The sequence below is a fragment of the Eubacterium coprostanoligenes genome, assembly GCF_900167205.1.
Taxonomy (GTDB): Bacteria; Bacillota; Clostridia; order Oscillospirales; family Acutalibacteraceae; genus Eubacterium_R; species Eubacterium_R coprostanoligenes.
In genome coordinates this window covers 112,291-139,266 of the sequence record NZ_FUWW01000003.1, presented here as the reverse complement: position 1 = coordinate 139,266, position 26,976 = coordinate 112,291, and the positions used below count along the sequence as shown (strand labels likewise).

23 protein-coding genes are annotated in these 26,976 nt (G+C 37.8%); 20 read left to right on the top strand and 3 right to left on the bottom strand.

All coding sequences use genetic code 11. The features are described from left to right. The first annotated feature begins 29 nt into the window (after window positions 1–29). Window positions 30–1,952 carry a GH25 family lysozyme gene (locus B5D29_RS02250; protein WP_078767949.1) on the top strand — a complete coding sequence of 641 codons (1,923 nt, stop codon included), beginning with the start codon at window positions 30–32 and terminating at the stop codon, window positions 1,950–1,952. A gap of 92 nt (window positions 1,953–2,044) precedes the next feature. After that, a complete protein-coding gene (locus B5D29_RS02245; protein ID WP_078767948.1) occupies window positions 2,045–4,441 on the top strand; it encodes an alpha-L-arabinofuranosidase C-terminal domain-containing protein in 2,397 nt (798 codons plus the stop codon). A 92-nt stretch (window positions 4,442–4,533) separates the two neighbouring features. Here B5D29_RS02245 and trmL read toward each other — a convergent pair whose 3' ends face one another. Genes trmL through dusB form a run of 3 tightly spaced genes read right to left on the bottom strand, consistent with a single transcriptional unit; the run spans window position 4,534 to window position 7,098 of the window. Beyond that, window positions 4,534–5,034, bottom strand: coding sequence for a tRNA (uridine(34)/cytosine(34)/5-carboxymethylaminomethyluridine(34)-2'-O)-methyltransferase TrmL (gene trmL / locus B5D29_RS02240; RefSeq protein ID WP_078767947.1), 501 nt, complete (start codon window positions 5,032–5,034; stop codon window positions 4,534–4,536). Continuing rightward, the gene (gene nagA, locus B5D29_RS02235; RefSeq protein ID WP_078767946.1) at window positions 5,018–6,136 is read right to left on the bottom strand and encodes an N-acetylglucosamine-6-phosphate deacetylase; all 1,119 of its coding nucleotides are present in this window, start codon (window positions 6,134–6,136) and stop codon (window positions 5,018–5,020) included. Before nagA ends, trmL begins: the two co-directional genes overlap by 17 nt. Further along, entirely contained in the window at window positions 6,133–7,098 is a 966-nt protein-coding gene (gene dusB, locus B5D29_RS02230; RefSeq protein ID WP_078767945.1) for a tRNA dihydrouridine synthase DusB, read from the bottom strand. Before dusB ends, nagA begins: the two co-directional genes overlap by 4 nt. Window positions 7,099–7,569: 471 nt before the next feature. On the opposite strand from dusB, the gene B5D29_RS02225 reads away from it, so the two are divergent. The 18 genes from B5D29_RS02225 (at window position 7,570) to B5D29_RS02140 (ending at window position 26,968) form a co-directional block, all read left to right on the top strand. Further along, on the top strand, window positions 7,570–8,856 hold the full coding sequence (locus tag B5D29_RS02225; RefSeq protein ID WP_078767944.1) for a UDP-N-acetylglucosamine 1-carboxyvinyltransferase: 1,287 nt from the start codon (window positions 7,570–7,572) through the stop codon (window positions 8,854–8,856). A gap of 53 nt (window positions 8,857–8,909) precedes the next feature. Continuing rightward, complete coding sequence (locus B5D29_RS02220) at window positions 8,910–9,695, top strand: MBL fold metallo-hydrolase (protein ID WP_078767943.1); 786 nt, start codon at window positions 8,910–8,912, stop codon at window positions 9,693–9,695. Further along, the gene (gene rlmH / locus B5D29_RS02215; RefSeq protein ID WP_078767963.1) at window positions 9,695–10,174 is read left to right on the top strand and encodes a 23S rRNA (pseudouridine(1915)-N(3))-methyltransferase RlmH; all 480 of its coding nucleotides are present in this window, start codon (window positions 9,695–9,697) and stop codon (window positions 10,172–10,174) included. The genes B5D29_RS02220 and rlmH overlap by 1 nt, the downstream gene beginning before the upstream one ends. A gap of 61 nt (window positions 10,175–10,235) precedes the next feature. Beyond that, window positions 10,236–11,261, top strand: a complete 1,026-nt coding sequence (gene spoVAD / locus B5D29_RS02210) for a stage V sporulation protein AD (protein ID WP_078767942.1) — start codon at window positions 10,236–10,238, stop codon at window positions 11,259–11,261. A 446-nt stretch (window positions 11,262–11,707) separates the two neighbouring features. Continuing rightward, on the top strand, window positions 11,708–13,654 hold the full coding sequence (locus B5D29_RS02205; protein ID WP_200803067.1) for a polysaccharide biosynthesis protein: 1,947 nt from the start codon (window positions 11,708–11,710) through the stop codon (window positions 13,652–13,654). Window positions 13,655–13,671: 17 nt separating this feature from the next. Further along, a complete protein-coding gene (locus B5D29_RS02200; RefSeq protein ID WP_078767940.1) occupies window positions 13,672–14,913 on the top strand; it encodes a DegT/DnrJ/EryC1/StrS family aminotransferase in 1,242 nt (413 codons plus the stop codon). A gap of 3 nt (window positions 14,914–14,916) precedes the next feature. Then, window positions 14,917–15,543, top strand: coding sequence for a sugar transferase (locus B5D29_RS02195; RefSeq protein WP_078767939.1), 627 nt, complete (start codon window positions 14,917–14,919; stop codon window positions 15,541–15,543). Further along, complete coding sequence (locus tag B5D29_RS02190) at window positions 15,543–16,313, top strand: MBL fold metallo-hydrolase (RefSeq protein WP_078767938.1); 771 nt, start codon at window positions 15,543–15,545, stop codon at window positions 16,311–16,313. The genes B5D29_RS02195 and B5D29_RS02190 overlap by 1 nt, the downstream gene beginning before the upstream one ends. A 17-nt stretch (window positions 16,314–16,330) precedes the next feature. Beyond that, on the top strand, window positions 16,331–17,617 hold the full coding sequence (locus B5D29_RS02185) for an ATP-grasp domain-containing protein (RefSeq protein WP_078767937.1): 1,287 nt from the start codon (window positions 16,331–16,333) through the stop codon (window positions 17,615–17,617). A gap of 1 nt (window position 17,618) precedes the next feature. Next, on the top strand, window positions 17,619–18,386 hold the full coding sequence (locus B5D29_RS02180; protein ID WP_078767936.1) for an SDR family NAD(P)-dependent oxidoreductase: 768 nt from the start codon (window positions 17,619–17,621) through the stop codon (window positions 18,384–18,386). Window positions 18,387–18,544: 158 nt separating this feature from the next. After that, window positions 18,545–19,633 carry a glycosyltransferase family 4 protein gene (locus B5D29_RS02175; RefSeq protein ID WP_078767935.1) on the top strand — a complete coding sequence of 363 codons (1,089 nt, stop codon included), beginning with the start codon at window positions 18,545–18,547 and terminating at the stop codon, window positions 19,631–19,633. 12 nt (window positions 19,634–19,645) lie between these two features. Continuing rightward, window positions 19,646–20,764: an EpsG family protein gene (locus tag B5D29_RS02170; RefSeq protein WP_078767934.1), complete on the top strand. Its 1,119-nt coding sequence runs from the start codon at window positions 19,646–19,648 to the stop codon at window positions 20,762–20,764. Window positions 20,765–20,774: 10 nt separating this feature from the next. Then, window positions 20,775–21,872, top strand: a complete 1,098-nt coding sequence (locus B5D29_RS02165) for a glycosyltransferase family 1 protein (RefSeq protein WP_078767933.1) — start codon at window positions 20,775–20,777, stop codon at window positions 21,870–21,872. Then, window positions 21,869–22,774, top strand: a complete 906-nt coding sequence (locus B5D29_RS02160; protein ID WP_078767932.1) for a glycosyltransferase family 2 protein — start codon at window positions 21,869–21,871, stop codon at window positions 22,772–22,774. The genes B5D29_RS02165 and B5D29_RS02160 overlap by 4 nt, the downstream gene beginning before the upstream one ends. Window positions 22,775–22,777: 3 nt before the next feature. Then, window positions 22,778–23,974, top strand: coding sequence for a glycosyltransferase (locus tag B5D29_RS02155; protein ID WP_078767931.1), 1,197 nt, complete (start codon window positions 22,778–22,780; stop codon window positions 23,972–23,974). A 1-nt stretch (window position 23,975) separates the two neighbouring features. Continuing rightward, window positions 23,976–24,692 (top strand): glycosyltransferase family 32 protein, encoded by a 717-nt coding sequence (locus B5D29_RS02150; protein ID WP_078767930.1) that lies wholly within the window; start codon window positions 23,976–23,978, stop codon window positions 24,690–24,692. Window positions 24,693–24,743: 51 nt separating this feature from the next. After that, entirely contained in the window at window positions 24,744–25,724 is a 981-nt protein-coding gene (locus tag B5D29_RS02145; RefSeq protein ID WP_078767929.1) for a polysaccharide pyruvyl transferase family protein, read from the top strand. Beyond that, window positions 25,724–26,968, top strand: a complete 1,245-nt coding sequence (locus tag B5D29_RS02140) for a hypothetical protein (RefSeq protein ID WP_078767928.1) — start codon at window positions 25,724–25,726, stop codon at window positions 26,966–26,968. The genes B5D29_RS02145 and B5D29_RS02140 overlap by 1 nt, the downstream gene beginning before the upstream one ends. Window positions 26,969–26,976: the final 8 nt, after the last annotated feature.

Genomic DNA, 26,976 nt, shown 5'->3' with positions numbered 1-26,976 from the left:
GGATAATGTCCGCAAAAAAGGGAGATTAAATGAAAAAATCTATTAAAAAAATTATGTCATTGCTTCTTGCAGGCACAATGCTTGTCACACCGATTACGGCATCGGCATTTACAGGCGGAAGCATTTTTATGGAAGAAACTTTGAAAAAGGGGAAGTATGTTTATAAAACTTACACCCATCAGGATAGATTTGCAAATATGAAAATTCAACACGGCATTGATGTTTCGTATCACAACGGCACACTTGATTGGTCGGAGATTAAAAACGCAGGCGTTGAATTTGCGATTTTGCGTGCGGCTTATCGTGGCTACGGTGACGAAGGTACACTTGTGAGAGACAGCAAATTTGCCGAATATATCAGAGGTGCACAGGCTTACGGAATCCCTGTCGGAGCATATATTTATTCGCAGGCAATCACAACCGCAGAGGCTGTGCAGGAGGCTAATTATATTCTTAATATTGTAAGAGGCTACAGCCTTGATTTGCCTATTGTTTTTGACTATGAATTTGCAGGAGTAAAGACAGGCAGACTTGATTCCGCTTGGAAAAATGGTGAACTCAATAAAACAAAAATGACCGACATCACACTTGCATTTTGCAACACAATCAAAAGTGCGGGCTATGATGTTATGGTCTATGCAAACAAAACTTTCCTCATAAAAAATATTGACCACGAGGTTATAGAAAACGCAGGCTATGATGTTTGGCTTGCTCATTATGTAAACCAACCATATGTAAACGATGAGTATCCCGAGAAAAGCAAAGAATTCAATTATCAGGGCACAGATTATACAGGCGACTTTAAAATTTGGCAATACACCTCAACAGGCAGAATTCCTGGAATTGAAGGTAAAAGATTCGATTGCAACTTTATGTATGGCGGTGATATTTCGTCATCTGTTAAAATTTCCGACATTCCAAATCAGGTTTACACCGGCTCTGAGGTTGTTCCGTCTTACACCGTAACTTATGGTGACAATATTCTTGTTGACGGTCTTGATTATGTTGCCACATATCAAAACAATTCATCAATCGGCACAGCAACCGTAAATGTTCTCGGTGCGGGAACTTATGAGGGATTGTTGAATCTTACAAAGAAATTCAACATTGTTCCGGATACTGTTCGTGACGTTCGACCGTCAAATGTAAAAACAGACAGTGCGGAATTGTCTTGGTCTGCCGTTAACGGTGCAAGCGGATATATTATTCAAATTCAAAAGAACGGCAAATGGACAAATCTCGGCACTTATCCTTCAGAAAGAGCAAGCATAAAAGGTCTTATGCCGGGTTCTGTAAACAACATTCATATTGCTGCTTACACAAATGTAAACGGAATAAATTATATGGGCGCATACAGTGATGCAGTTAAAATTGAAACTGCTGTCGGCGCTGTAAATCCAAGAGCTTCGGCATATGCAAATAACTTTGTCACTCTCACTTGGGACAAGCAAACTGCCGCAAACGGCTATGAAGTGTTCAAGTACGATGCTTCATCAAAGAAGTATGTGCTTTATAAAAATATCACAAATCCAAACACAAACGCTTGCAAGGTGACAGGGCTTGCGTCAAATAAAAAGTACAACTTCAAGGTTCGTGCTTATCAAATTGACGACAGCGAAAAGACTTATGCTCCGTTTGGTGCTGTTGTTTCGCAGTACACATCAATTGCAAAGCCAAAGTTGAATTCCGCAAAATCAACTTCAAAGAAAAAAATCAAGGCTTATTGGAGCAAGGTAAAAGGTGCTTCGGGTTATCAAGTGATGTGGTCTACATATAAGAATTTCTCAAAGAATTATAAGACAAAGTCTGTTAAGGCAAAGTATAGCTCAAAGACTGTAACCACCGCTCAATCAAAGAAAACTTATTATGTTCGTGTCAGAGCATACAAAACCATTTCGGGCAAAAAAGTATATTCACCGTGGAGTAATACTAAAAAAGTAAAAACAAAGTAAGAAATAAAGCGAACAGGTTAATCCTGTTCGCCTCTTTTCTTTTTGCGTATGTTGTGCTATAATTACCATATATGTGATTAGCGAGGAAATGTATGAAAAAAGTAGTTTCTGTTTTATTATCAATAATATTTGTTTTTGCGTTTGCAAGTCCTGTTTTTGCAAAGGCGAATTCAACTCTCAATATCTCAAAGGGCGACATCGGTGCGGAAATTTCGCCGACTTTGTACGGCGTCAGCATTGATGACGCTTCGTTTGGTGTTGACGGCGGATTGTCGTCAAATATGGTCAACAACAATTCGTTTGAATACAAGGACAATCCCGAATATGCGTGGGAGTTCAACGGCGTTTCGCCTGTTGTGTCGAGCCAAAATCCTATCAATCAAAACAATCCGACTTACGAAACAATCACGGTTGAATCATCGGGAAAAATGCTCAATAAGGGTTATACAAAACTCTTTGACGGCAAGGGAAATTACAGCTCAAAGGTTGCCGAAAAATCAGGAATGAGCTTCAAAAAAGGCACAACATATTATTTTTCGTGCTATCTGCTCAATGTTGATTTTCAGGGCAAAATCGGTGTGTTTTTTGATTCAAAATCGAACAATTCCGACCCCGTTCAGCTGAACATCAACGGCACAAACAAAAATTCGTGGACAAAGGTCAGCGTAAAAGTTAAGTCAATGGCAACCGAAAACGGCGGACTCGGAATCAGTTTCAACGGCACAGGTTCAATTTGTATCGATTATGTCACCCTTGTTCCGGACGACAGCTTCGGTCTTGGTGACGGCGAGTGGAAATATGCTTCTCTCCGTGCGGATATGTTTGATGCTCTCAAAAATTTGAAGCCGTCATTCCTCAAGTTCCCGGGCGATTGCACAGCCGAAAACAATGACGGTTATAATTGGAAAGACACTATCGGCGAGCCGGCGCTTCGCAGGCAGTCGGTCAGCGTGTATAACAACAGTTCAAAGGGTTATTTTGCAAACAATTCAAATATGCTTGGCTATCATGAGTATTTTCAGCTTGCAAGGGATTTGAACGCAGTTCCCGTTGCCGTGGTGGGTGCAGGCATTGCCTGCCAAACAAACGGCGAATACGAGGCTTATTCGCAGGCTCTCGACAAAACTTATATGACCGATGAACAGTGGGAGGCTTATCTCACAAATGAGTGCGGATTCAAAAAAAGCGAAGTCAAGGCGAGAACGGAGTACATAAATTCTCTTGGGGTGAAGAGCGTTGACGATTTCAACAAGTATGTCAACAGCATTGCGCTCACACCGGGCACGGATGATTTCATCAATTACGCACAGGATGTTCTGGACTTGATTGAATATGCAAATGCCGACAGCACCGCAGGTTATTGGGCTTCTCTTCGAAGTGCAAACGGAAGTGAACAGCCGTTTAATCTCAAATATTTGCAAATCGGCGGTGACAATTACGGCGAAACCTATTGGAGAAATTTTGATGCGTTGAAGAAGATTATCAACGAAAAATATCCCGACATTGTAGTGATTGCCTCAACAGGCTATTCGTCTGACGGAGAGGATTTTGACACCGCTTGGAACAAGATTAATTCGTCATATTCAAGCGGACTTGCAAACGAAAAGGTTGTTGATTTAAAAGACAATACGCTTTCGCAAAATGTTACCCGATATGACAGCTACAATCAAAGCGGTGTAGGGGTAATCCTTGACGAGTACCGCAGTTCGGCATACACCAAGGGCAACGATGTGAAGAATAATAACATGTTCAACGCTTCGCAGGAGGCTTCGTTCATCACGGGTCTTGAAAAAAACAGCTCGGTTGTTAAAATGGCAAGCTATTCGCCGATTTTTTCAAAAATCGGTGCAAACAGCAAAAACCAAAGCCTTGTTTGGTTTGACGGCAATGATTTGGCGTACACGCCAAGCTATTACACACAGCTTATTTTTGCAAATAATGTCGGCAAAAATTATGTCAATTCAACGCTGAACAGCGACAGCGACGGAGTTTTTCAGAGCGTAACCATTGACGAAACTTCACGCACGCTTTATATAAAACTTGTGAACACTTCAGGCAATCACGAAAAAATCAGCGTCAATTTGAGCGGATTTGATGAGGTTTCTGCGGTGTCACAGCAAAGTGTCGGAAGCGATTTCAAGTCGGTATTCAACAGCATAAAAAAGCAGACCGTAGCACCTCGACAGACAGAACTTGAATTTGAGGACGGCACATTTGAGGCGGAACTTGCACCGTACAGCGCAACCGTCATCAGAGTCGGCTACGAGCAAAACAACGGCAACGGCTTTTATGTCTTGCCCGATAATTTGAACACGGAGGTTAAAGCATTCGTTCCTATGAGTATTCCTGTATTTATCATTATGATTATTGCCATTTTTGTTGTGGGCAGCGTGGCGGGATATTTTGTGTATTCCAAGTTTGTGCTTAAAGGCAAAAAACCGAATAAGCCGAACAAAAAGAAAAAAGACGACTCAACCGATGAAGAATAATTGAGCCGTTGTTGATACGAAAACATACCCCGAAGCGAATTCGCTTCGGGGTGTGTATTTTAAACCGTAGGGGCGAACTGTGTTCGCCTATTTTACCATTCCAAATTGTGGAGTTTGCCTTTTTGGACTAATTCGGGGTAATCCCATTGGCGGAGCACCTCGTATGTGCCGATTGCCACGGCGTTTGAGAGGTTCAGGCTTCTGATGATGCCCCTCATCGGCATACGCACGCACCAATCGTGGTTTGCTTTGAGCAATTCCTCGGGCAAGCCTTTTGTTTCCTTGCCGAAAACAAGGTAGCAGTTGTTTGGATATTCAACATCCGAGTGCGCCTGCTCGGCTTTGGTGGAAAAATAATAAAATGTTCCGCCTTTGTTTTTCTCAAAAAATTCCTCGGTGCTGTCGTAAAATGTGATGTCCAGCTTGTCCCAATAGTCAAGACCTGCTCTTTTCACCTGCTTGTCAGTGATGTGAAAGCCCATAGGACCTACAAGATGTAGCCTTGCTCCCGTTGCGGCGCAGGTTCTTGCGATGTTGCCTGTGTTCTGCGGAATTTCAGGCTCTATAAGCACGATGTTAAGCGAGTGTTCCATTGATGTAAACCTCTTTTATACTGAAATTTTTATCGGTGACAATCAAATCGGCGCATTTGCCGACTGCGATTGAACCGATATTTTTATCCTCTTTGATAACCTTTGCCGGGTTGATTGTGCAGGATTTGAGTGCAGTTTTGAAATCAATTCCGAATTCAAGCAAATTTTTGAACTCGTCAAAAACATTGGTGATTGAAGCGGCGATTGTGCCGTCCTCAAGTTTTGCCACCTTGTAGCCGTCCTTGACATAGGTCATCTGACCGCCAAGCTCGTATTCGCCGATTCCGAGACCCGCACCACGCATTGAATCGCTGATTACGCAGGCTCTGTCCTCGCCCAAAATCTTAAATGTGTTTCGCAAAACGGCAGGACAGATGTGCTCGCCGTCACAGATGAGCTCCGCCGTGATGTCGCTGTCAAGCACCGTGCCGACAATTCCGGCTTCACGGTGTGTCATAGGGGTCATTGCGTTGTAAAGATGCGTTGCGTGTGCAACACCGCTTGCAATAGCCTCCCTTGTTTGCTGTGCGTTTGCCGAGCTGTGACCGACAGAAATCGTCAAATTTCCCTTTTCCTTTGTGATAAAATCCTGCGTGTCGCTTGCTTCGGGAGCAATGGTAATCAGCTTGATTTTGTCGTTGATTGAAAGCAACTCGTCAACCTCTTTTATGCTTGCCGGGCGGATGAATTCTCTGTTTTGTGCGCCTGCCTTTGCTTCGGCAATGTACGGACCTTCAAGGTTTATGCCCGCAAGTTTCGACTTCGGTGCGGTGTATCCGCTTGCCGATTTAACTATTTCTTTCAATTTTTCGTGCGAAAGAGTCATTGTTGTTCCGCAAAACGAAGTAACGCCGTGCTTTGCAAGATATGTGCTGATTGCGTCAATGCTGTCGGTCGTGCCGTCAGAAAAATCCGCACCTGCACCGCCGTGAATGTGGATGTCGATAAATCCCGGAAGAATGATGCAGTCGGTCATATCACGAACTTCGTCATTTTCTGCGTCAAAAATTCCGATTTCGGCAATTTTGCCGTTTTCAATTTTTATGTCGCCGAATTCTTTTTCAAATTCTTCGTTGATGAATGTGCAGTTTTTGAGAATCATAATTTTGCCTCCTTGATTATGCGATATGACAACTCTTGGAGCTGTTCAAAATGCTCATATTTGCTGATTTCAGCACGGAGCTTTGCACCGCCTCGCATACCTTTTGTGTAGTACGCTGCGTGGTGTCGAGCCTCTCGCATAGCTGTGTATTCGCCTTTGTATTCGATTATTTTTTGAATATGCTTCAGCATAACATTCATTTTTTCAATCGTTGACGGTTCGGGAAGAACTCTGCATTCCGAAAGATAAGCGTTGATTCGTGAGAATACCCACGGATTGCCGAGCGCACCTCTGCCAATCATTATTGCATCGGCATTCGTTTTTTCAAGCATAATCGCCGCCGTCTGCTCATCGGTTATGTCGCCGTTTGCAATAACAGGGATGTCAAGTGCGTTTTTTACTTCTGCAATGATGTCGTAATCAACCGTTCCGCTGTACATCTGCTGCCGTGTTCTGCCGTGCACCGCAACAGCACTTGCTCCGGCTTTTTGGGCAAGAAGTGCCATTTCAACAGCGTTGATGTTGTCGTCATCCCAGCCTTTGCGGATTTTTACGGTTACGGGAATTTCCACCGCTTCAACAACCGCCTTTGTGATTTCGTATGCAAGTTGTGGCTTTTTCATCAGGCTTGCCCCTCCGCCGTTCATGGCAACTTTCGGAGCAGGACAGCCCATATTTATGTCAATTATGTTTGGATTGTATTCAAGACATTTGACCGCCGCTTGAGCCATAATTTCAGGGTCGTCACCAAAAATCTGTGCTCCGCACGGACGCTCATTGCCGATTGTCAACAGCTCTCCGCTTTTTTTGTCGCCCATCGTCAAACCTTTGGACGACACCATTTCCGTCACCGTGTATGCCGCTCCGAATTGCGTGCACAGCTCTCTGAACGCCCTGTCCGCAATTCCTGCCATCGGTGCCAAAAATGCAATATTTGTAAATTCTAAATCGCCGATTTTCATAAATTTTCCAATCCGAATTAATCTCTTAATTCACACTTATTACCTTGATTAATACGCTCATAATATATCATATTAATAATGTAAAATCAAATAAAATCAAATTTTTAAATATGATTTTGCAAATATTTGGTAACTTTTTACAATTCGTTATAAATCTTGCAAAAGGCATTGACATATTTGTAATAATGTGTTACTCTTTTGTTACTTATTGAGATACAAAATATAGCAAATTGTGTATATACATCAATGACTACACTATATATTGTACTTTAAATGTTAAAAAACAATATATTTAGACTTAAACAGATTACAAATTGGTAAAAATCAGTGACTTTTTATTCACATTACATTGGTAATTTGTTATAATTCAATATGTACGATATTATGCATATTGCATAATTGCGTCTACATAAATTTGATTTCTACTTTTATTTATATATTTTTTATTACCTTATGAACGGAGGGAAAATCGTGGATAATTTTGTTATTAACGGTGGACACGAATTGTTCGGAGAAGTTAATATCAGCGGTGCTAAAAATGCTGCAGTCGCTATTATCCCGGCGGCTCTTTTGGCAGAAGATACTGTCAGAATAGAAAATATCCCGCAAATTAGCGATGTTCATCTGATTATCGAAATTCTCAACAGAATGGGTGCAGAGATTAAGGTTGTCAACAAAAACACCTTGGATATTAACACTACAAATATTAATTATCAAAGTATACCATATGAACTTACATCTCATTTCAGAGCAAGCTACTACTTGATTGGTGCAATGCTTGGCAGATTCAGCAAGGCAGATGTTGCGCTTCCGGGTGGCTGTGATTTTGGTGTAAGACCTATCGACCAGCATGTCAAGGGTTTCAAGATGCTCGGCGCACAGGTTGATATTATTGACGGTGTTGTGTGTGCAAAGGCAGAAAAGCTTGTCGGCACACCTATTTATATGGATGTCGTGTCTGTCGGCGCAACCATCAACATTATGCTTGCGGCGGTTAAGGCAAGAGGACTCACCGTTATTGAAAATGCGGCAAAAGAGCCACATATCGTTGACCTTGCAAACTTCCTCAACTCAATGGGTGCGGATGTAAGAGGCGCAGGCACCGATGTTATCAAAATTCGTGGCGTAGAAAAAATGCACGGTTGCACATATTCAATCATTCCGGACCAAATCGAAGCAGGCACATATATGGTTGCTGCTGCGGCTTGCGGCGGTGATGTGCTTGTTAAGAATGTAATTCCGAAGCACCTTGAATCAATCACTGCAAAGCTTGAAGAAGCGGGTGCAGAAGTTATCGAATATGACGATGCGGTTCGTGTAACAAGATTTAAGGCACTTTCAAAATGCAATGTAAAAACTATGCCTCATCCGGGCTTCCCAACCGATATGCAGCCTCAAATGGCGGTGCTTCTGTCTATTGCAAACGGCACAAGCATTTTGTCCGAGAGCGTGTGGGACAATCGTTTTCAGTATGTTCAACAGCTTCTTCGTATGGGTGCGGATATTCAGGTTGACGGCAAGGTGGCTGTTATTGTCGGTGTTCCGAGACTTGACGGCACAACAGTCAGAGCAACCGACCTCCGTGCAGGTGCGGCAATGATTATTGCAGGCTTGGTTGCAGAGGGTGTAACAACTGTTGAGGACACGATTTATGTTGAGCGTGGATACGAGGATGTTGTTGAAAAGTTTTCGGCACTCGGCGCAGACATCAAGCGTGTTGCGGTTAAGGAAGAAAACACAGTTTCTTCCGCAGGTTAAAATAATAATCCTCGTCATTGACGGGGATTTTTTTGAAGTAATGGGGTAGCAAAATGGCAAAAGCGTGTCAGCTGTTTTCGGGCAGTAAGGGCAATTCAATATACATATCCTCGGCTTGCGGCAAGTTTCTTGTTGATGCGGGAGTGAGCGCAAAGCGACTTGACGAAAAGCTCCGTTCAATCGGTGTTGAACCTGATGAACTTGACGGAATTTTTGTCACTCACGAGCACACCGACCATATCGGAGGCTTGCGTGTTTTTTCGGCGAAGCACAATTTGCCTGTGTTTGCTCACAAGGATGTGGCAGAAAAAATCAAGGCGAGCGGTTCAATCAAAGATGGTGTTCCGCTTTATAAAATTGATGAAAATATGGAAATCGGCGGAGCGGAAATCGTGCCGTTTGTCAACAGTCACGACAGCGTTGCGTGCGTTGGCTATCGCTTCAATATGAACGGCAGGTCAATCGCTGTGTGTACCGATACGGGTTATGTGACCGATGACGCAAGGGAAAAACTAAAAGGCACGGATATGGTGTATCTTGAGTCGAACCACGAGGTCACAATGCTTGAAAACGGCTTTTATCCTTATCAGCTCAAGCAGAGAATTTTGTCGGCAAAGGGACATCTTTCAAATTTTGCGTGTGGTGAATTTGCAAAGGAACTTGTGCAAAACGGCACAACAAGGCTTGTGCTGGCACATTTGAGCAAAGAGAACAACAATCCCGATGTTGCACGCCAAGCAACACTTTGTGCGTTGAGCGAAGCGGGATTTGAGCAAAACAAGGATTTTCGCCTCAGTGTTTCGGATGAGGAATGTTTTGAAAGGCCGATAGTTTTATGATTAAGGTGACGGTTATTGCGGTAGGCAAGTTAAAGGAAAAATATCTTCGTGACGCTTGCGAGGAGTATCTCAAAAGGCTCGGCACATATTCAAAGGTGAGCGTTGTTGAGGTCAATGAGGAGCGTTGCTCCGATAATCCGAGCGAGTCGGAAATAGAAAATGTCAAGCAAAAAGAGGGTCGGCGTATTATCGCAAAAATCCCGAAAGGCTCGTTTATTGTGCCGATGTGCATTGAGGGCACGCAGTTTTCAAGCGAGGATTTTGCAAAGAAAATTGAGGCAACGGCGGTTGCAGGGAACAGCGATATAACCTTCATCATCGGCGGTTCGTTCGGTCTGTCGGACGAGGTCAAGTCGCTTGGCAAATTGAAATTGTCGTTTGGCAAGCTCACACTTCCGCACCAGCTTATGCGTGTTGTCCTTTTGGAACAAATCTATCGTGCATTTTCAATACTCAACAACAGTAAATACCATAAATAAAACACATATTTCTATAATATAAATTTATGCCTCGGTAAAACTATTACCGAGGTGTTTTTTTATGAAAAAAATCGGAAAAACATATATTTTTGAATTGCCGCCGTTGATAATAGGGTCGGCGGGTGTTGCAGGAAAAAAAGAGGGCGAAGGTCCACTCGGTGACGATTTTGATATGGTTTTTGAGGACACAACGATGGGGCAGGACAGCTTTGAACTTGCTGAAAGTGCGATGCTCCACGATGCGATAATCAGGGCTTTGGAAAGTGCAAATGTGTCGCCCAAGGATGTTGATTTTGTTATGACGGGTGATTTGCTCGACCAGTGCACAGGTTCGTGTTTTGCACTCAAAGATTTGGAAATGCCGTTCATCGGAATGTACGGTGCGTGCTCAACAATGGCGCTCACTTTGTGCAATTCGGCAATGCTTGTGTCGGCAGGTGCAAACATCTGCGTTGCAGGTGCTTCGAGCCATTTTGCGTCCAGCGAAAGACAGTTTCGCTATCCGCTTGAATATGGCGGTCAGCGACCTCCGACAGCTCAATGGACGGTCACGGGTGCAGGCTGTGCGGTTGTGCAAAATCAAAGAAATATTGACCCTGAAAACTTGCAAAATGCGGTGAAGATTTCTGCTGTTCATATCGGAACAATAACGGATTTGGGCATCAAAGATGCAAACAATATGGGTGCGGCAATGGCTCCGGCAGCGGCAAGAACGATAGCCGATTTTTTGCACGACACACAGACAAAACCTGAAGATTACGACTTGATTTTGACGGGAGATTTAGGACTGACAGGTTCAAAATTGTTGTTTGAACTTTTGCAAGAGGACAGTGAAATTGACATCGAAACACAGCACAAAGATTGCGGAACGATGATTTTTAATTTGGCGGAGCAGGATGTGAATTCAGGAGGCTCGGGTTGTGGCTGTTCGGCAAGCGTTTTTTGTTCACACATTATGAAAAATATCAAAAACGGCACGCTTAAAAAAGTGCTTTTTGTTGCAACGGGAGCACTGATGTCGCCGACCTCAACAAAGCAGGGTCAGTCAATCCCGGGCATAGCACACGCAGTTTTGCTTGAAAAATAAGCATTTGGGGCACACTGCTTTGCACTCAAAAATCAAAGAGACAGATGAAAGACAAGGCATAATTTACAGGGCAGGCTTACCGCCTTCACTGTAAATTTAACGCAGTATTTCGATGTTTGTTTGATTTTTTGAGCATTTATTTTTTATGTTGTGCGCCCCTTGTGGGCATTGATTTTCATATTTTGCACAAATTAATAACTAATCTTCTCTGTTTAGTTTACTAAACAGTAAAAAATAATAAATAATATTGTAATTTTATGTTATATAGTGTATAATTTTAAATGAGATAAACTATGTATTTTGCATAAAATTAAGAAACAAAAATTTGTAAAGTTGGAGTGTTTATTCAACGCATTTAATACAAAAAATGCGTTGAATGGATATTGTTAGAGATGATATAAAATAACATAAGGAGAATATGCCACGATTGTTGGGCAAAAAAGAGAATGATGAAAAAATTATTAAATATAAAATGGCAGTTAGTCTTTTATGATTTGATTGCGTTTTTGGTAACAGATGGAGTACTGTTGCTTATTTATAGAAATTTTTTGTCACTTGGTTGGAAAGATATAGTTGCAAATTCGGTTTTAGCTTTTGGTTCAATCTTTGTAGCCAGATTGATTGGAAATGTTTATAGGCAAATTTGGAGATATGGCGGAATACAGTGCTATATTCGGTTGTTGATTGCCGATGCCGGTGGTGCCGTATTTTTTATCTTGTTAGAATACATATTTGACGTATTGACACCGTTCAAAAGATTAACCTTTTCTATTATGGTTGCTCTTATGAGCGTTGATTTGCTTTTGGCTCTTGCAATGAGAATGATGTATCGCTATTGCTTTAAATTCGGCAATGAAACATCATTAAAAGGCAGAGTACTCAGATTTTTGCTTAAAAATTTTGCAGGAATAACGCTTAAGAAAACCGACGATTCAAGTAAAATTAAGATAGCAATAGTCGGTGCGGGAAAAACCGGTGTAAGTCTTGCGGAAGATTTAATGAACAATTTGGCTTCACCGTATTTGCCAAGATTGTTTATTGATACTAATGATGAGAAAATCGGCCGTGAAATTCACGACATACCTGTAATTTCAAAAAATGAGCCTATTTCTGAAATTATCAAAGAATACAAAATTCAAGAAATCGTGATTGCAATTCCGTCAGCAACTGCGGCAAGGAAAAAAGAGCTTTATGATTTCTATAAACAATTCGGATGCAAGATAAAGAATTATGACTATCCAACGGTGCAAACTGTCGGAGCTAAACCGAGCCTTCGTGAATTTGATATTGAAGATTTGCTGTTTAGAAAACAAATTCAAGTTGTAGACGAAAACACAAAAGCATATTTTAAAAATAAGGTGGTTCTTATTACAGGCGGCGGTGGTTCTATCGGAAGTGAACTTTGCCGTCAATTAGCCAAAATGAACCCTAAACAAGTTGTTATTCTGGATATATACGAAAACGGCGTTTATGATGTTCAGCAAGAACTGAAGCTGATATATAAAAACGAACTTGATTTAGAGGTTGAAATTGCTTCTATTACAGACAGACAGGCAATGCGAATGGTATTTGAAAAATATCATCCTCAAATTGTCATTAATGCTGCCGCCCATAAGCATGTACCGCTTATGGAAAATAATTGTCTTGAAGCTGTTAAGAATAATGTTTTCGGAACAAAGATTGTTCTTGAACTTTGCGAAGAATTCGGTGCTGAACGCTTTATGATGGTTTCAACCGACAAGGCGGTTAACCCAACAAATGTTATGGGTGCAACCAAGAGAATGTGCGAGATGATTGTACAGGGATATAGCACTCGTGGCAACTTGAAATGCTCTTGTACAAGATTTGGCAATGTACTTGGCTCTGCGGGTTCGGTTATTCCGCTTTTCAAGCGTCAAATTTCTGCCGGCGGTCCAATAACTTTAACGGATAAGAGAATCATCCGTTACTTTATGACGATACCTGAAGCGTCACAACTTGTTCTTCAATCGGGAGCGATGGCTGACAATGGGGAACTGTTCGTTCTTGATATGGGGCAACCCGTGAAAATATTTGATCTTGCAAAAAATATGATTGAACTTTCGGGTGTTCAAAACATTGAGATTATCGAAACAGGACTTCGACCCGGCGAGAAGCTTTATGAAGAACTTTTGGTTGGCGGTAATAATCTTGATACAACGGATAATGAGTTAATCTTTATTGAAAGAGAAGAACCAATCTCTTTTGAAGAAATGGAACAAAAACTTGAGGTATTAAGAAACGCTTGTGAACAAGGCGATAACGATTTGGTTCGTGAGGCACTTCATTCAGTTGTTCCGACTTTTAAGGCTCCTGAAGAGGTAAACAAGAACGCTCTAAACTCAATGGAAATGAATATTGTAAAAACTGTTTAATTTAAGAGGATACAGAAATGCCAATTAAACCTTTTGAAGAAAAAATATGGTTGTCATCCCCGACAATGCACGGGGATGAAATCAAATACATAACGCAGGCTTACGAAACAAACTGGATGTCAACCATCGGCGAAAATATCAACGAAACCGAACGCCTGATTTGTGAAAAGGTCGGTTGCAAGTATGCGGTTGCTTTGTCCGCAGGAACAGCGGCTTTGCACCTTGCAGTTAAGTTGGCAGGTGTGAAACAGGGAGACACGGTTTTTTGTTCTGATATGACATTTGATGCAACGGTAAACCCTGTTGTTTATGAGGGTGGTGTTCCTGTGTTCATTGATACAGAATACGACACTTGGAATATGGACCCTGTTGCACTTGAAAAGGCGTTTGAGATTTATCCTGATGTAAAGGTTGTTGTTGTGGCTCACCTTTACGGAACGCCCGGAAAAATCGACGAAATTAAGGCTGTTTGTAATAAGCACGGTGCAGTAATTGTTGAAGACGCCGCAGAGTCGCTTGGCGCTACATACAAAGGACAGCAGACAGGCACATTCGGTGTTTACAACTGCATAAGTTTCAACGGAAACAAAATTATCACAGGTTCAAGCGGAGGAATGTTGTTGACCGACAGCAAAGAGGCTGCCGACAAGGTTCGCAAGTGGTCAACACAGTCGAGAGAAAATGCACCGTGGTATCAGCACGAGGAACTTGGATATAATTACAGAATGTCGAATGTAATAGCAGGCGTTGTTCGTGGTCAAATTCCGTATCTTGAAGAGCATATTGCACAGAAAAAGGCAATATATATGCGATATAAGGAAGCGTTCAAGGACTTGCCTGTTAAGATGAATCCTTATGACGAGAAAAACAGCGAGCCGAATTTTTGGCTGTCTTGTATGATTATTGACGAGGACGCAATGTGCAAGCAGGTTCGCAGCGAGCGAGATTATTGCTATGTCAGCGAGAGCGGCAAAACTTGTCCTCACGAAATTCTTGATGAACTTGCAAAGATTAACGCAGAGGGAAGACCTATCTGGAAGCCGATGCATATGCAACCGATTTACAGAATGAACGGTTTTGTTACAAAAGACGGCAACGGCAGAGCGAGAACAAATGCGTATATTGCAGGCGAAGCGAACGATGTGGGAATGGATATTTTCAACCGAGGTCTTTGCTTGCCGAGCGATAACAAAATGACTCCCGAACAGCAGGATAGAATTATTGAGGTAATTAAACATTGCTTTGATTGGTCGAGGTAAGCTATGTATAGGTACATAAAAAGATTTTTTGATATAGTTTCATCATTTCTTGCATTGATGATATTATTACCGCTTATGTTGATTTTGACAATAGTTGGTACATTTGTTATGAAGGGAAATCCTTTCTTCACTCAGCAAAGACCGGGCAAGGATGAAAAGATATTTAGGCTTATCAAGTTTCGTACAATGACTAACGCAAAGGATAAGGATGGAAATCTACTGCCGGATGCGGATAGGCTCACTAAATACGGCGAGTTTTTGAGAACTTCAAGTCTTGACGAATTACCCGAATTGTTTAACATAATAAAAGGTGATATGTCAGTAATCGGTCCAAGACCTTTGTTGGTTAAATACTTACCCAGATATAATGAACATCAACATAGACGGCATGAAGTAAGACCGGGGCTGTCCGGATGGGCACAGGTGAATGGCAGAAATACTGTTAGCTGGGAAGACAAATTCAATATGGATGTTGAATATGTCGATAATTATAGCTTGATAATGGATATTAAAATTCTGATAATGACAGTTAAAAACGTTTTGAAAAGAGAGGGCATAAGTTCTGACACAAGTGCTACTATGGAGGAATTCATGGGACTTGAAGCAGACAACCAGGAGGTTAATGTATAATGAATGATTTTGTAATTAGTGTTTTAACAGCTCCACTAGGGAAAACACATTTATTTTCTGTTGGTCAAGCTGGATATATTATCAAGAGTAAATCTGGACAGTTGCTAGCAATCGATATCTATTTGTCTGAATGTGTAGAAAGATTAGAAGGTCATGTTGGTTTTAAACGACTTCTTCCAAAAATTCTTTCTCCATTTGATATTGCTTTTGATTGTGTTATTACGACTCATCCTCATTGGGATCATTATGATGTAGATTCCATTCCAGAATTAATGTCCAATAACAAAACTCAGCTTTATGCATCTGTTGATTGTGAAGAACTTGTAAAAAGTGAAAGTATTACAAATTCAAATATTGATTATGTAAAGCCAGGTGATCATAAAGAATGCGGAGATTTTTCAATTGATTTCATTAATTGTGATCACGGTTCAGGAGCCCCTGATGCAGTTGGTGTTATTGTAACTGTCGATGGAAAAAGAATTCTTGAAGTTGGTGATTCTTGCTTAAGACTTGACAGAACGCAAGAATATTTATCAGTTGGTTCAATTGATGTTATGATTGCACCGATTAATGGTGCATATGGAAATCTTAATGAACAAGATTGTGTTGATTTATGCAAAGCATTAAATCCAAGAATTACTGTTCCTTGCCATTATGGAATGTTTGCATCCCATGGTGGAAATCCTGGGAAGTTTTTCAATATAATTACAGAACAGTGCCCAGATAAGGATTTTGTTATTATGGCAATGGGTGAAAAAATAGAATTATAAAATTTGGAGATATATTTATGAGAGAATTTGAAGGAAAAAAATTGTTGATTCTTGGCGGTAACCCTGAGACTTCAGCTCTTGTTAGAGTTGCAAATAATATGGGCATAAAAACTATTGTTGCAAGTGGTAGACATACTGATGATGCAAAAAAATATGCTTGGAAGAGCTCTGATATTGACGGAATGGATGTACCGGGTCTTATTTCATTAGCTCGTGATGAGCAGGTCGACGGTGTACTTGTTGGTGTAGCTGATATTCTTGTTCCGTCATACTGTAAGGTTTGTGATGCACTTGGCTTGCCTTGCTATGCTTCGCAAAGAATAGTTGATGTATTTGCATTCAAGGATGTATTTAAGGCAACTTGTGAGAGTTATGGAATACATGGTATTCCTGAATATTATTTAGATGCTGAAATGAAGCAAAGTGATATTGATAAAATTAAGTATCCAGTAATGATTAAGCCGGTTGATAATGGTGGCGGAGTTGGTATGACCGTTGTTTATAACGAGGAAGAATTACGCCCGGCTGTCGAAAAGGCTTTAGAAGCTTCCAACAAGAAAAGATTTATTGTTGAAAAATATATGGAATGTCCGGATCTTGGAATGTATTATACATTTAAGGATGGAGTTTGCAGTGCATCGTGTATTTATGATAGATACACAACAGACGAACAACCAGGGTTAAGTAGAGTTTGTTTGGGTGGCACATATCCGTCAAAATATATTAGTGAGTATTTCGACCGTATGCACGATAATGCTGTCCGTATGTTTAAGGAAATTGGTATCACAGATGGTATTCTTATGCTATCAGGTTTTTATGAGAATGGTGAATTCTATGTTTATGATACCGGTTTTAGACTTCAAGGTGAAGCACCACATCTTCTTATTAAAGCAATTCAAGGTTTTGATCAAAGAGAAATGCTTATTAGATATGCACTTACTGGTTCAGCTGGTGATCTTGATCTTGAAGAAGCAGATGATACATATTTAAGAGGTAAGTGGGCTGCAACACAATGGTTCTTGTTAAAGCAAGGTAAAATTGCCGAAATTGAAGGCTTTGAAGAAGTGGATAACGATCCAAGAGTTGTTGCAAATGTTCAAAGGCTTTATGAGGGTGATACTGTTCCTGAAGAGTGGATTGGTAACGAAAAGCAAGTGTTAACAAGACTGTACCTTGTTTGTGATAGTAAACAAGAGCTTGCAGATACATTAAAAGAGTATGCCGAAAAAGTTAAAGTATTTGATGAAAATGGTAACAATATGATATTGAAGGGATTCGATATCGATAAGGCATTGGAATTATAATATGGATAAAAAATTATTAGGAAAAGTAATAGTTGTATCCGGTGGAACAAAAGGTGTGGGACGTGCCGCATCCGAAGAATTTGCTCGTCAGGGGGCAAAAGTTGTTATTGGTGGTAGAGATGAAGAATCTGCTTTAAAATCAATAAGAATTATGCGTACCTACGGTAGTGATGGTCTGTTTGTTCATACTGATTTGTTAAATATTGATGATTGTAAGAATCTTTTTGATAAAGCATACGAAAAGTTTGGAAGAATTGATGGCTTTTTCAACTATGCAGGTGTAACGCCTGTTTCTCCGCTTGATACTTGTGACGAAGACACATTTGATTGGGTTATGGATGTTAACTTCAAATCTTGTTTTTTCTGTTGTCAGCAAGCAATTAAATATATGCGTGAAAGTGGTGGAGGATCAATTGTTCTTACAGGCTCTGCTCACGCATGGGGTGGGCAAAAAGATAGAGCGGCTTATGCGTGTTCAAAAGGCGTGTTGTTGACTCTTATGGAGCATATTGCCCATAATTATGCTGTTGAGCAAATAAGATGTAATTATTTGACTTTAGGCTGGACACCTACTGAAGGTGAAGTTAGTTTAAGAATATCACAAGGTGAGTCCGAAGCTGAATTGCGACAAAGAGCATCCGATATCCTTCCTATGGGAAGAATGCTGGAAAGAACTGATTATTTAGAAGGGTTAGTTTATTTGATGTCAGATTCTTCGTCGATGATGACTGGCTCGACATTCAGAATTACAGCAGGAGAATATATTTGATTTGATAATTACGGAATACATAATAAAAAGATTTGTTTTGTTAAAATCACTATTGTTACAATTGTAGTTGTTTAATTTTAAATAGCAATGTAGGTGATGTAGTTTAAAGCATTTTTTACATAAAAGATGCTATTAAAAAGTTAATTGGTGAGTTGATAATGGTTAAGAAAATTGTTGTGGCGGCAAATAATTCCGGTGGTTTATATGGGTTTAGAAAAGAATTACTATGTGATTTTTTGAAAAAGAATGTTGAAGTTGTTTGCTTTACACCGTTTGATGTAGATGTAGAAAAATTAGAAGAACTTGGCGTTAAATTGATTGAAACGCCTATTGACAGAAGAGGACTTAATCCGATAAAAGATATTCTATTATTTTTTAAGTACCTAAGATTGATAAAAAAAGAAAAACCAGATTTAGTTGTCACTTACACAATTAAGCCAAATATTTATGCTTCAATTGCTTCTAAATTACTTCATATTGAATATGCAAATAATATTACAGGATTGGGAACCGCATTCCAAAACGATGGATTATTAAAGAAACTTGTTGTTGCACTTTATAAAATGTCATTTAGTAAATCCAAAGTTGTTTTCTTTGAAAATATTGAAAATTTAAATACAATAGTAGATTTAGGAATCGTTTCCAGAGAAAAAACTTTCTTGTTAAATGGTGCTGGGGTCAATCTTGAAGAGTTTAGTTTTGTTGAATATCCAAGCCAATCAGAAGTTACAAAATTTTTATTTATGGGTAGAATTATGGCAGAAAAGGGTGTAAATGAACTTTTTGATGCGTGCCATAAACTTTACGAAAACGGATATAAATTTAATCTTGATGTGCTTGGTAGCTATGAAGAAGACTATAAAGAAATTATTGATAATTATATCAATGAAGGTTGGTTGAAATTCCATGGCTATCAAAATGATGTAAGACCATTTATTAGAGATTGCAATTGTTTTGTTCTTCCGTCATGGCATGAGGGTATGGCAAATACAAATCTTGAGTGCGCATCAATGGGCAGACCGATTATAACAAGCAATATTCATGGTTGTTTGGAAGCCGTTATTGATGGCAAAACCGGCTATCTTGTTGAAAAGAAAAATGCTAAAGATTTGTACGAAAAAATAAAGTGTTTCATTGAACTGCCATATGACGAAAAGGTCAAAATGGGACAAGCCTCGCATAATCATATTGCCGAGGTGTTTGATAAGAAAAAAGTGGTTAAAAAAACTATTGAAAAATTATTATGAGCGGAGAAATATATGTGGAAACTAATTCCTATAATTGTTATTTGCTTGGCAATAGCTTTCTTTTCTGACAGATTTTCAAGAAAAAATGAAAGATTAACAGGTTATATTTATAAAGAAAAGTTTATATGGATTATAGCTGTCATTGCTATGGCTCTATTTGCCGGACTGAGAATACAGTATAATGATACCGGTACATATCTGAATATGTATGAAGCTACAAATGCAGATTTTGATTTTTCAGATATTGAATGGACATTTGGCGGAAATTTTGGATTTGCTATTGTTAATATTTTGTTGAAATCATTAGGCTTTACTAATAATGGCTTCTTAATGGTTTTCGCTATTGTTACATATAGCATTTATATTTGGTTTATACATAAGTATTCAACAGATTTTTTGATGTCGATATTCTTATTTATGTGTCTTGTTTTCACATTTCCGCTTGCTGCAATAAAACAGTGTATTGCCGTTGCATTTTGTTTGCTTGCGGTTGACAAGGCAATAAATAAAAAGTGGTTTTGGTTTGTTTTTTGGATATTAATAGCTGAAACTTTCCATGCGTATTCAATCATGTATTTAATTGTTCCGCTTATGTTTTTTCTTCCTTGGCAGGACAAAAGAACGGTTATGTGGATAGTTCTATTTTTCTTTGCCGGAATTTTGCTTCGTCCAATGTTAGGTACACTTTTGGAAACAACCGAATCCTTGGGCAAAGATTACACTGTTGAAGAGTTCAGCGGAGAAGGAGTTAATCCTTTTAGACTTTTAGTTACATTAGTTCCGTTAGTTATGTCGTTTATACTTCGAAAACAAATAAATGATCCGTATTATGAATATGACAGGCAAGATAATATTTGTTTGAATTTGTCGTTTCTTAATGGCGAAATAATGTTTATCGCTTTGTTTGGTACTGCAAACTATTTCGCCCGTCTTGCGAATTATTTTTACATTTTTCCTGTAATCGCTTTGCCAAGATTGTTCAATATGGTTAAACCTAATTGGCGTGTGCCGATGAAAGTAGTCGCTATTGCATGTTACACAATGTTTCTTTATTATGGTAATGCTATTAATCAGCCTATAGATAATGAACTTAAACATATATTGTTAAATGAGTTTAGATTTTTTGTATGAGTGAGTATAAATGATTAAAGTTTTAATGATTGTTCACGAAATGAATCGTGGCGGAATTGAAAATTTTATAATGAATCTTTATAGGAACATTGATAGAAATAAAATTAATTTTGATTTTGTCGAACATACAAATAAAAAATGTGCTTTTGATGATGAAATAGAATCATTAGGCGGAAAAATATATCGTTGTCCGGATTATAGAGTTATAAATCACTTTGAATATTCAAAATGGTGGAACAGTTTTTTTAAAGAACACAATGAATATAAAGTTATTCATAGTCACTTGGATAGCTCGGCTAATATCCACTTAAGAATCGCTAAAAAATATGGGTTAATCACTATTGCTCATTCTCACAGCAGCAGCGAAGGATTTGGTTTTAGAGCTATTGTAAAATCATTTTTGAAGATTGGATTTAATAATTGTTGTGATTACAAATTTGCTTGTTCAAAAGAGGCCGGTGAATGGTTATTTGGCAAAAAAGTTTGTTACAAAGTATTAAATAACGGAATAGAATCTGAAAAGTATATTTTTAATGAAAATCAAAGAAATTTATTGAGGAATCATTTGAACATTAAAAACGATGAGTTTGTTTTGGGACATATTGGCAGACTTGATAAGAATAAAAATGTAACTTTTATTTTGGACATTTTAAAAGAATTAAATGATTTGGGCATAAAATCAAAATTTGTTTCGGCCGGACAGGGTTCAGAATACGATTGTTTAGTTAGTAAATCAAAAGAACTTAATATTGAAAATGATGTTTTTTTCCTTGGATTACGAGATGATATAAATGATGTTGTTCAATTGTTTGATGTGTTTGTTTTCCCGTCAGTTTATGAAGGGTTGGGGATTGCTACAATTGAAGCTCAGGCATCAGGTTTGAAATGTTTGCTGTCGGACACAATTCCTAAAGAGGTTGATATTACCGGGAATGTTGAATTTATGAGCCTTGGAAATTCTCCAAAAGAATGGGCTGAAAAAATCAAAACAATGTTATCATATAAACGGGAAAATACTAAGCAAAAAATTATTGAATCAGGTTATGATATTAAAACAACAGTAGATTATTTAACTAAATTTTATTTACAATTATCGGAGCAGAAATGAAAACATTAACAATATTTACTCCTGCATATAATAGGGGATATATAATTAATCAATGTTTTGAAAGCCTTTGCAGACAAACTTGTAAGGACTTTATTTGGCTTGTTGTTGATGATGGTTCAACAGACAATACAGCGGGTTTGATTAAAACATGGCAACAGCAAGAAAATGGCTTTGAAATTAAATATATTTATAAAAAAAACGGCGGTATGCATACTGCCCATAATGTTGCTTATGAAAATATTGATACTGAGTTAAATGTTTGCATTGATTCAGATGATTATATGCCGGATGATGCGGTTGAAAAAATTATTAGTTTTTGGCAGAAAAACGGTTCTGATGAATATGCCGGAATTATTGCTCTTGATATTTATAAAGGTAGCAGTAATGTCATAGGAACGGAACTTCCAAATAAGAAATCCACTACATTAATGGGATATTATAAAAACGGCGGCTCTGGAGATAAGAAATTAATATATAGAACAGATGTAATAAAAGCAACTCCGGCATATCCCGAGTTTGAGGGAGAAAAGTATGTCGGTCTTGTATATAAGTATCATATCATTGATGAAACAAAAGAATTATTGATAATGAATGAGCCGGTTTGTGTTGTTGACTATCAAGAGGACGGTTCATCATTTTCAATGTGGAAGCAATATTTTAATAATCCGAAAGGTTTTGCTTTTCTTAGAGTTGCAGATATGGAGCGTCAATCAGGCTTGGATTTGTTTAAGACTTGCGTTCATTATGTTTCGAGTTCAATTATAGCAAAGGAACACGAATTTATTAAAAAATCGCCTAAAAAACTTCAGACGATTTTGGCAATTCCTTTTGGGGTTGCCTTGTCAATGTTAATTAAATATAAAGTAAAGCAAAATTCGTCATTTAAAATGAAAGCTAAATAGTTTATGAAAAAGAAAATTTTTATTTTTTCACACGCAATGGAAATCGGCGGTGCAGAAAGAGCATTACTTGGATTACTTAATAGTATAGATTATTCAAAGTATGAAGTCGATTTGTTTTTACTCAAACACAGTGGTGAATTGATGCCGTTGATACCCAAGCAAGTTAATTTGTTGCCTGAAATTTCGCAGTATAGTGCTATAATGAAGCCTATGGTTTTGGCACTTAAAGAGGGTCAAATCAAAGTTGTTTTGGGTCGTCTTTGTGGAAAATTAAAGGCAAAGTTATATGATATAAAACACACTTTAAATAGAAGCGCGGTTGCTATTGAATACAGCCATAAGCATACAGTTAAGTATTTGCCTAAGGTTAATAATGAACATTATGATATAGCAATTAGTTTTTTAACGCCTCACTACATTGTTTCTGAAAAAGTAAATGCTGATAAAAAAATTGCCTGGATACATACAGATTATTCAACAATCGAATTAGATGTTAAATCTGAATTGGCAATGTGGTCAAAATTTGATAATATTGTTTCTATTTCCGATGATGTTACAAGGGCTTTTTTGTCTACTTTTCCATCTCTTGAAAATAAAATTGTAAAGATTGAAAATATTCTATCAAAAGATTTTATTGAAGAACAAGCAGACTTATTTAATGTGAAAAATGAAATGACCGGTGATTCGATTAAATTACTTTCTATCGGCAGATTTTGTGAAGCGAAGAATTTTGATGATGTTCCTGAAATTGCAAGCATTATCAAATCAAAAGGCGTAGATTTCAAATGGTATATAATTGGCTACGGTGCTGATGAGAATTTAATTAAATCAAAAATCGCACAATATAATATGGAGGATACTGTTATTATTCTTGGCAAAAAAGAAAATCCTTATCCGTATATAAAAGCTTGCGATATTTATGTTCAGCCTTCAAGATATGAAGGAAAATGTGTTGCTGTCAGAGAAGCACAAATTCTTAATAAGCCGGTTATTATCACAAATTATGCTTCATCAAAATCACAGTTACAAGACGGTTTTGACGGAGTAATAGTACCAATGGACAATCAGGGCTGTGCTGACGGAATTGTAAAAGTTATAGATGATAAAGATTTACAGAATCAATTAATTGAAAACACAAAGAAAACAGATTATACAAATTCAAAAGAAATAGAAAAGTTATACAAACTTATTGGAGATTGATATGATTCCAAAAAAAATCCATTATTTTTGGTTTGGTGGAAACGAAAAGCCAAAAAGTGTTCAAAAGTGCATAAACAGCTGGAAAAAGTATTGTCCGGATTATGAAATAATCGAGTGGAACGAAACAAATTTTGATATTCATTGCATGCCTTTTGTTGAGCAGGCTTATGAAGCAAAAAAGTATGCGTTCGTTTCTGATGTCGCTCGTCTTATGATTGTTTATGAGTATGGCGGAATATATATGGATACCGATGTTGAGGTTATTAAACCGCTTGACAATTTGCTTAAAAATAAGGCATATATGGGATTTGAAAATGATGAAAATGTTGCGTCGGGGTTAGGCTTTGGTGCAGAAGCAGGGATGCCGTTTTTTAAAGAGCATATTGATGTTTATAGAAATTGGAATTTTATAAATGATGACGGAACATATAATCAAATAGGATGTCCGAAAGTTGCAACAGATTTGTTTAAAACAAAAGGTATATTTTTGGACGGAAGTGAACAAACGGTATGTGATATTCATATTTATCCTGCAGAGTATTTTAATCCGTATGACAGTTTAACAGGTAAATTGACCAAAACACCCAATACATATTCAATTCATTGGTATGATGCGAGTTGGAGTGATAAATCATCAAAATTGCTTAAGATTAACAGAGCTATTCGTAGAATAATAGGAACAGAAACTATTGAAAAATTAAAGAAGATTATAAAATGAAAATTTTCATTGGTTAAATTTGTTTTATTTTGTTTCTGTTTAGGAGAAAAAATGAAAAGAATTCAATTATTGGATACATCGATAGGGACATCAAATATGGGTGACTCGATTATAATGGAGTGCGTTAGAAAAGAATTAATGCCGATATTAAAAGATTCATTTGTATATAATATGCCAACACATTTACCGGCTTTTAATGCTTTTTCAGTTTGGAGAAATTCATCAGTTGTCCAAATGTATAGCAATTGTGATTACAAGTTTGCAGGCGGATCAAATCTTTTGGTTAAAGATTTGAAAACACATTATCCTCAATGGAATATTAACAAATGGAATTCAAAACCGCTGAATGGTGTGATTACTGTTGGTGTTGGTGCGGGCGCCGGTGACTATACCAATTCATACACTACAAAGTTGTATAGAAGTGTATTGAATCATGAATATTATCATAGTGTTCGTGATGAGCGTAGCAAGGAATATGTTGAGAAAGTTCTCGGATTAAAGGCTATTAATACCGGGTGTGTTACTATGTGGATGCTTACCCCGGAATTTTGCAAAACAATTCCAACAAAGAAAGCGGATACGGCAGTAATTACTTTAACTGCAAGAACAGAGCTAAATCCAAATGAGCAAAAAATGATTGATATTGTTCAAAAGAATTATTCAAAAGTGTATTGTTGGATTCAGGGAGATAATGATTTGGATTATTTTAATAAGTTTATTAATACTGAAAAAATTGAACTTATTTCACCAACAAAAGAAGCGTATGAACATATTCTTGACACTGTTGATTTAGATTATATTGGCACAAGGCTTCATGGTGGCGTTTATGCAATGCGTCATAAGAAAAGGGCAATAATAATTGCTATTGACGAAAGAGCAAAAGAAATTAATGCGTGTAATAATTTGAATTGCTTGATGATTGACGAAGTGGATAAACTTGATAAAATGATAAATAGTGAATTTGAAACAAAGGTTATTATGCCTTTTGATGAAATAAATCGTTGGAAAGCACAATTTGAGGAGTTTAGATAATGGAAAGTATTCAAATTACAGAAATAAAGGTCAATGGGAAATGTGTGGACATATACTTTAATCTCTCGAAAGGTTTAGAGATGTTTTTTTTACCCGAACATCATTTCTTTACAGAATATACATTTGAAGTAACCGATATTCCTAAATCTGTTTTAGTTGTTCCTTTGCTTTTAAATCTTTTACCGTTTTCTTGGCTTGTTGATTGTGTGATTTGGATTGATGAAATAGATGAAGATTTTTATGATTGTATTCAACCGTTAAAAACCGCTTTTAGAGAATTACATTCAAACATAGATTTTGGTGGCACGTTAATAGCTGCAAAAAGAATAAAGAATTCTTTTGTATTTAATAATCAGGCATTGCAGTTGTTTACTGGAGGTGTGGATGCAACTACTACAACCATAAGAATTATTGATAAGAAACCAATTTTATTTAATACAAATGGATGGTATCTAAATCAATCTGATGAAGAAAATAAGGTCTATGATGCAGATGTAAGTGCTATTGAAAAAATAGCGTCATCTTTGTCATTGGAATCGTATTTTGTAAAATCAAATTTTGCAAGATTTATTATTTCATCGAATGTTGATAAAGAGTTTTGCAATGACAAGGATACTACTTGGTGGTTTGGGTTTCAACATTCAATGGCGTTTATTGGATGCGCTATGGTGGCTGCTTATAAGTTTTCTGTAGAAACGGTCTATATTGCAAGTTCATACACTTTTGGTCAGTATATAATTTGCGTTTCAGATCCAAGAATTGACAATTGTATAAAGTGTGCAGGAATAAGTACTATTCATGATGGTTATGAATTATCCCGTCAGGCAAAGGTTAAGAAATTAGTTGAGTATCATAATCAAAGTGATATGGATATGTTTTTGCGTGTATGTTCATTTAACACAAAAAACTGTTGTGAATGTGAAAAATGTTTTAGATCAATGCTTGCTCTGATAGCTGAAGGTGCAGATGATTTGTCTGAATATGGTTTTTACTTTGAAGGTGATTTTTTAGATTTATTAAAAACATTTATTATAAAAAATGCAATGGAATTAGATAGTAATCATATAGTTTTTTGGAATGATATTATAAAGGATATGAAGGATAATTATGAAAATCTTGCTCATAAAGATGTTTGTGATTATTTGTTAAATATTGATCTTGAAAAAGCCAGAAGAAACGCTATATTAAACCATTATAAAAAAGATTGGAAGGAAATAATAAAAAGAAAAATATTTAAAATATAGTTTGAGGA

Bases quoted from the DNA above. Each gene is read 5' to 3' on its own strand.
- B5D29_RS02250 (WP_078767949.1), top strand. From the start codon at position 30: ATGAAAAAATCTATTAAAAAAATTATGTCATTGCTTCTTGCAGGCACA.
- B5D29_RS02245 (WP_078767948.1), top strand. From the start codon at position 2,045: ATGAAAAAAGTAGTTTCTGTTTTATTATCAATAATATTTGTTTTTGCG.
- trmL (WP_078767947.1), bottom strand. From the start codon at position 5,034: ATGGAACACTCGCTTAACATCGTGCTTATAGAGCCTGAAATTCCGCAG.
- nagA (WP_078767946.1), bottom strand. From the start codon at position 6,136: ATGATTCTCAAAAACTGCACATTCATCAACGAAGAATTTGAAAAAGAA.
- dusB (WP_078767945.1), bottom strand. From the start codon at position 7,098: ATGAAAATCGGCGATTTAGAATTTACAAATATTGCATTTTTGGCACCG.
- B5D29_RS02220 (WP_078767943.1), top strand. From the start codon at position 8,910: ATGGCAAAAGCGTGTCAGCTGTTTTCGGGCAGTAAGGGCAATTCAATA.
- spoVAD (WP_078767942.1), top strand. From the start codon at position 10,236: ATGAAAAAAATCGGAAAAACATATATTTTTGAATTGCCGCCGTTGATA.
- B5D29_RS02205 (WP_200803067.1), top strand. From the start codon at position 11,708: ATGATGAAAAAATTATTAAATATAAAATGGCAGTTAGTCTTTTATGAT.
- B5D29_RS02200 (WP_078767940.1), top strand. From the start codon at position 13,672: ATGCCAATTAAACCTTTTGAAGAAAAAATATGGTTGTCATCCCCGACA.
- B5D29_RS02195 (WP_078767939.1), top strand. From the start codon at position 14,917: ATGTATAGGTACATAAAAAGATTTTTTGATATAGTTTCATCATTTCTT.
- B5D29_RS02190 (WP_078767938.1), top strand. From the start codon at position 15,543: ATGAATGATTTTGTAATTAGTGTTTTAACAGCTCCACTAGGGAAAACA.
- B5D29_RS02185 (WP_078767937.1), top strand. From the start codon at position 16,331: ATGAGAGAATTTGAAGGAAAAAAATTGTTGATTCTTGGCGGTAACCCT.
- B5D29_RS02180 (WP_078767936.1), top strand. From the start codon at position 17,619: ATGGATAAAAAATTATTAGGAAAAGTAATAGTTGTATCCGGTGGAACA.
- B5D29_RS02175 (WP_078767935.1), top strand. From the start codon at position 18,545: ATGGTTAAGAAAATTGTTGTGGCGGCAAATAATTCCGGTGGTTTATAT.
- B5D29_RS02170 (WP_078767934.1), top strand. From the start codon at position 19,646: ATGTGGAAACTAATTCCTATAATTGTTATTTGCTTGGCAATAGCTTTC.
- B5D29_RS02165 (WP_078767933.1), top strand. From the start codon at position 20,775: ATGATTAAAGTTTTAATGATTGTTCACGAAATGAATCGTGGCGGAATT.
- B5D29_RS02160 (WP_078767932.1), top strand. From the start codon at position 21,869: ATGAAAACATTAACAATATTTACTCCTGCATATAATAGGGGATATATA.
- B5D29_RS02155 (WP_078767931.1), top strand. From the start codon at position 22,778: ATGAAAAAGAAAATTTTTATTTTTTCACACGCAATGGAAATCGGCGGT.
- B5D29_RS02150 (WP_078767930.1), top strand. From the start codon at position 23,976: ATGATTCCAAAAAAAATCCATTATTTTTGGTTTGGTGGAAACGAAAAG.
- B5D29_RS02145 (WP_078767929.1), top strand. From the start codon at position 24,744: ATGAAAAGAATTCAATTATTGGATACATCGATAGGGACATCAAATATG.
- B5D29_RS02140 (WP_078767928.1), top strand. From the start codon at position 25,724: ATGGAAAGTATTCAAATTACAGAAATAAAGGTCAATGGGAAATGTGTG.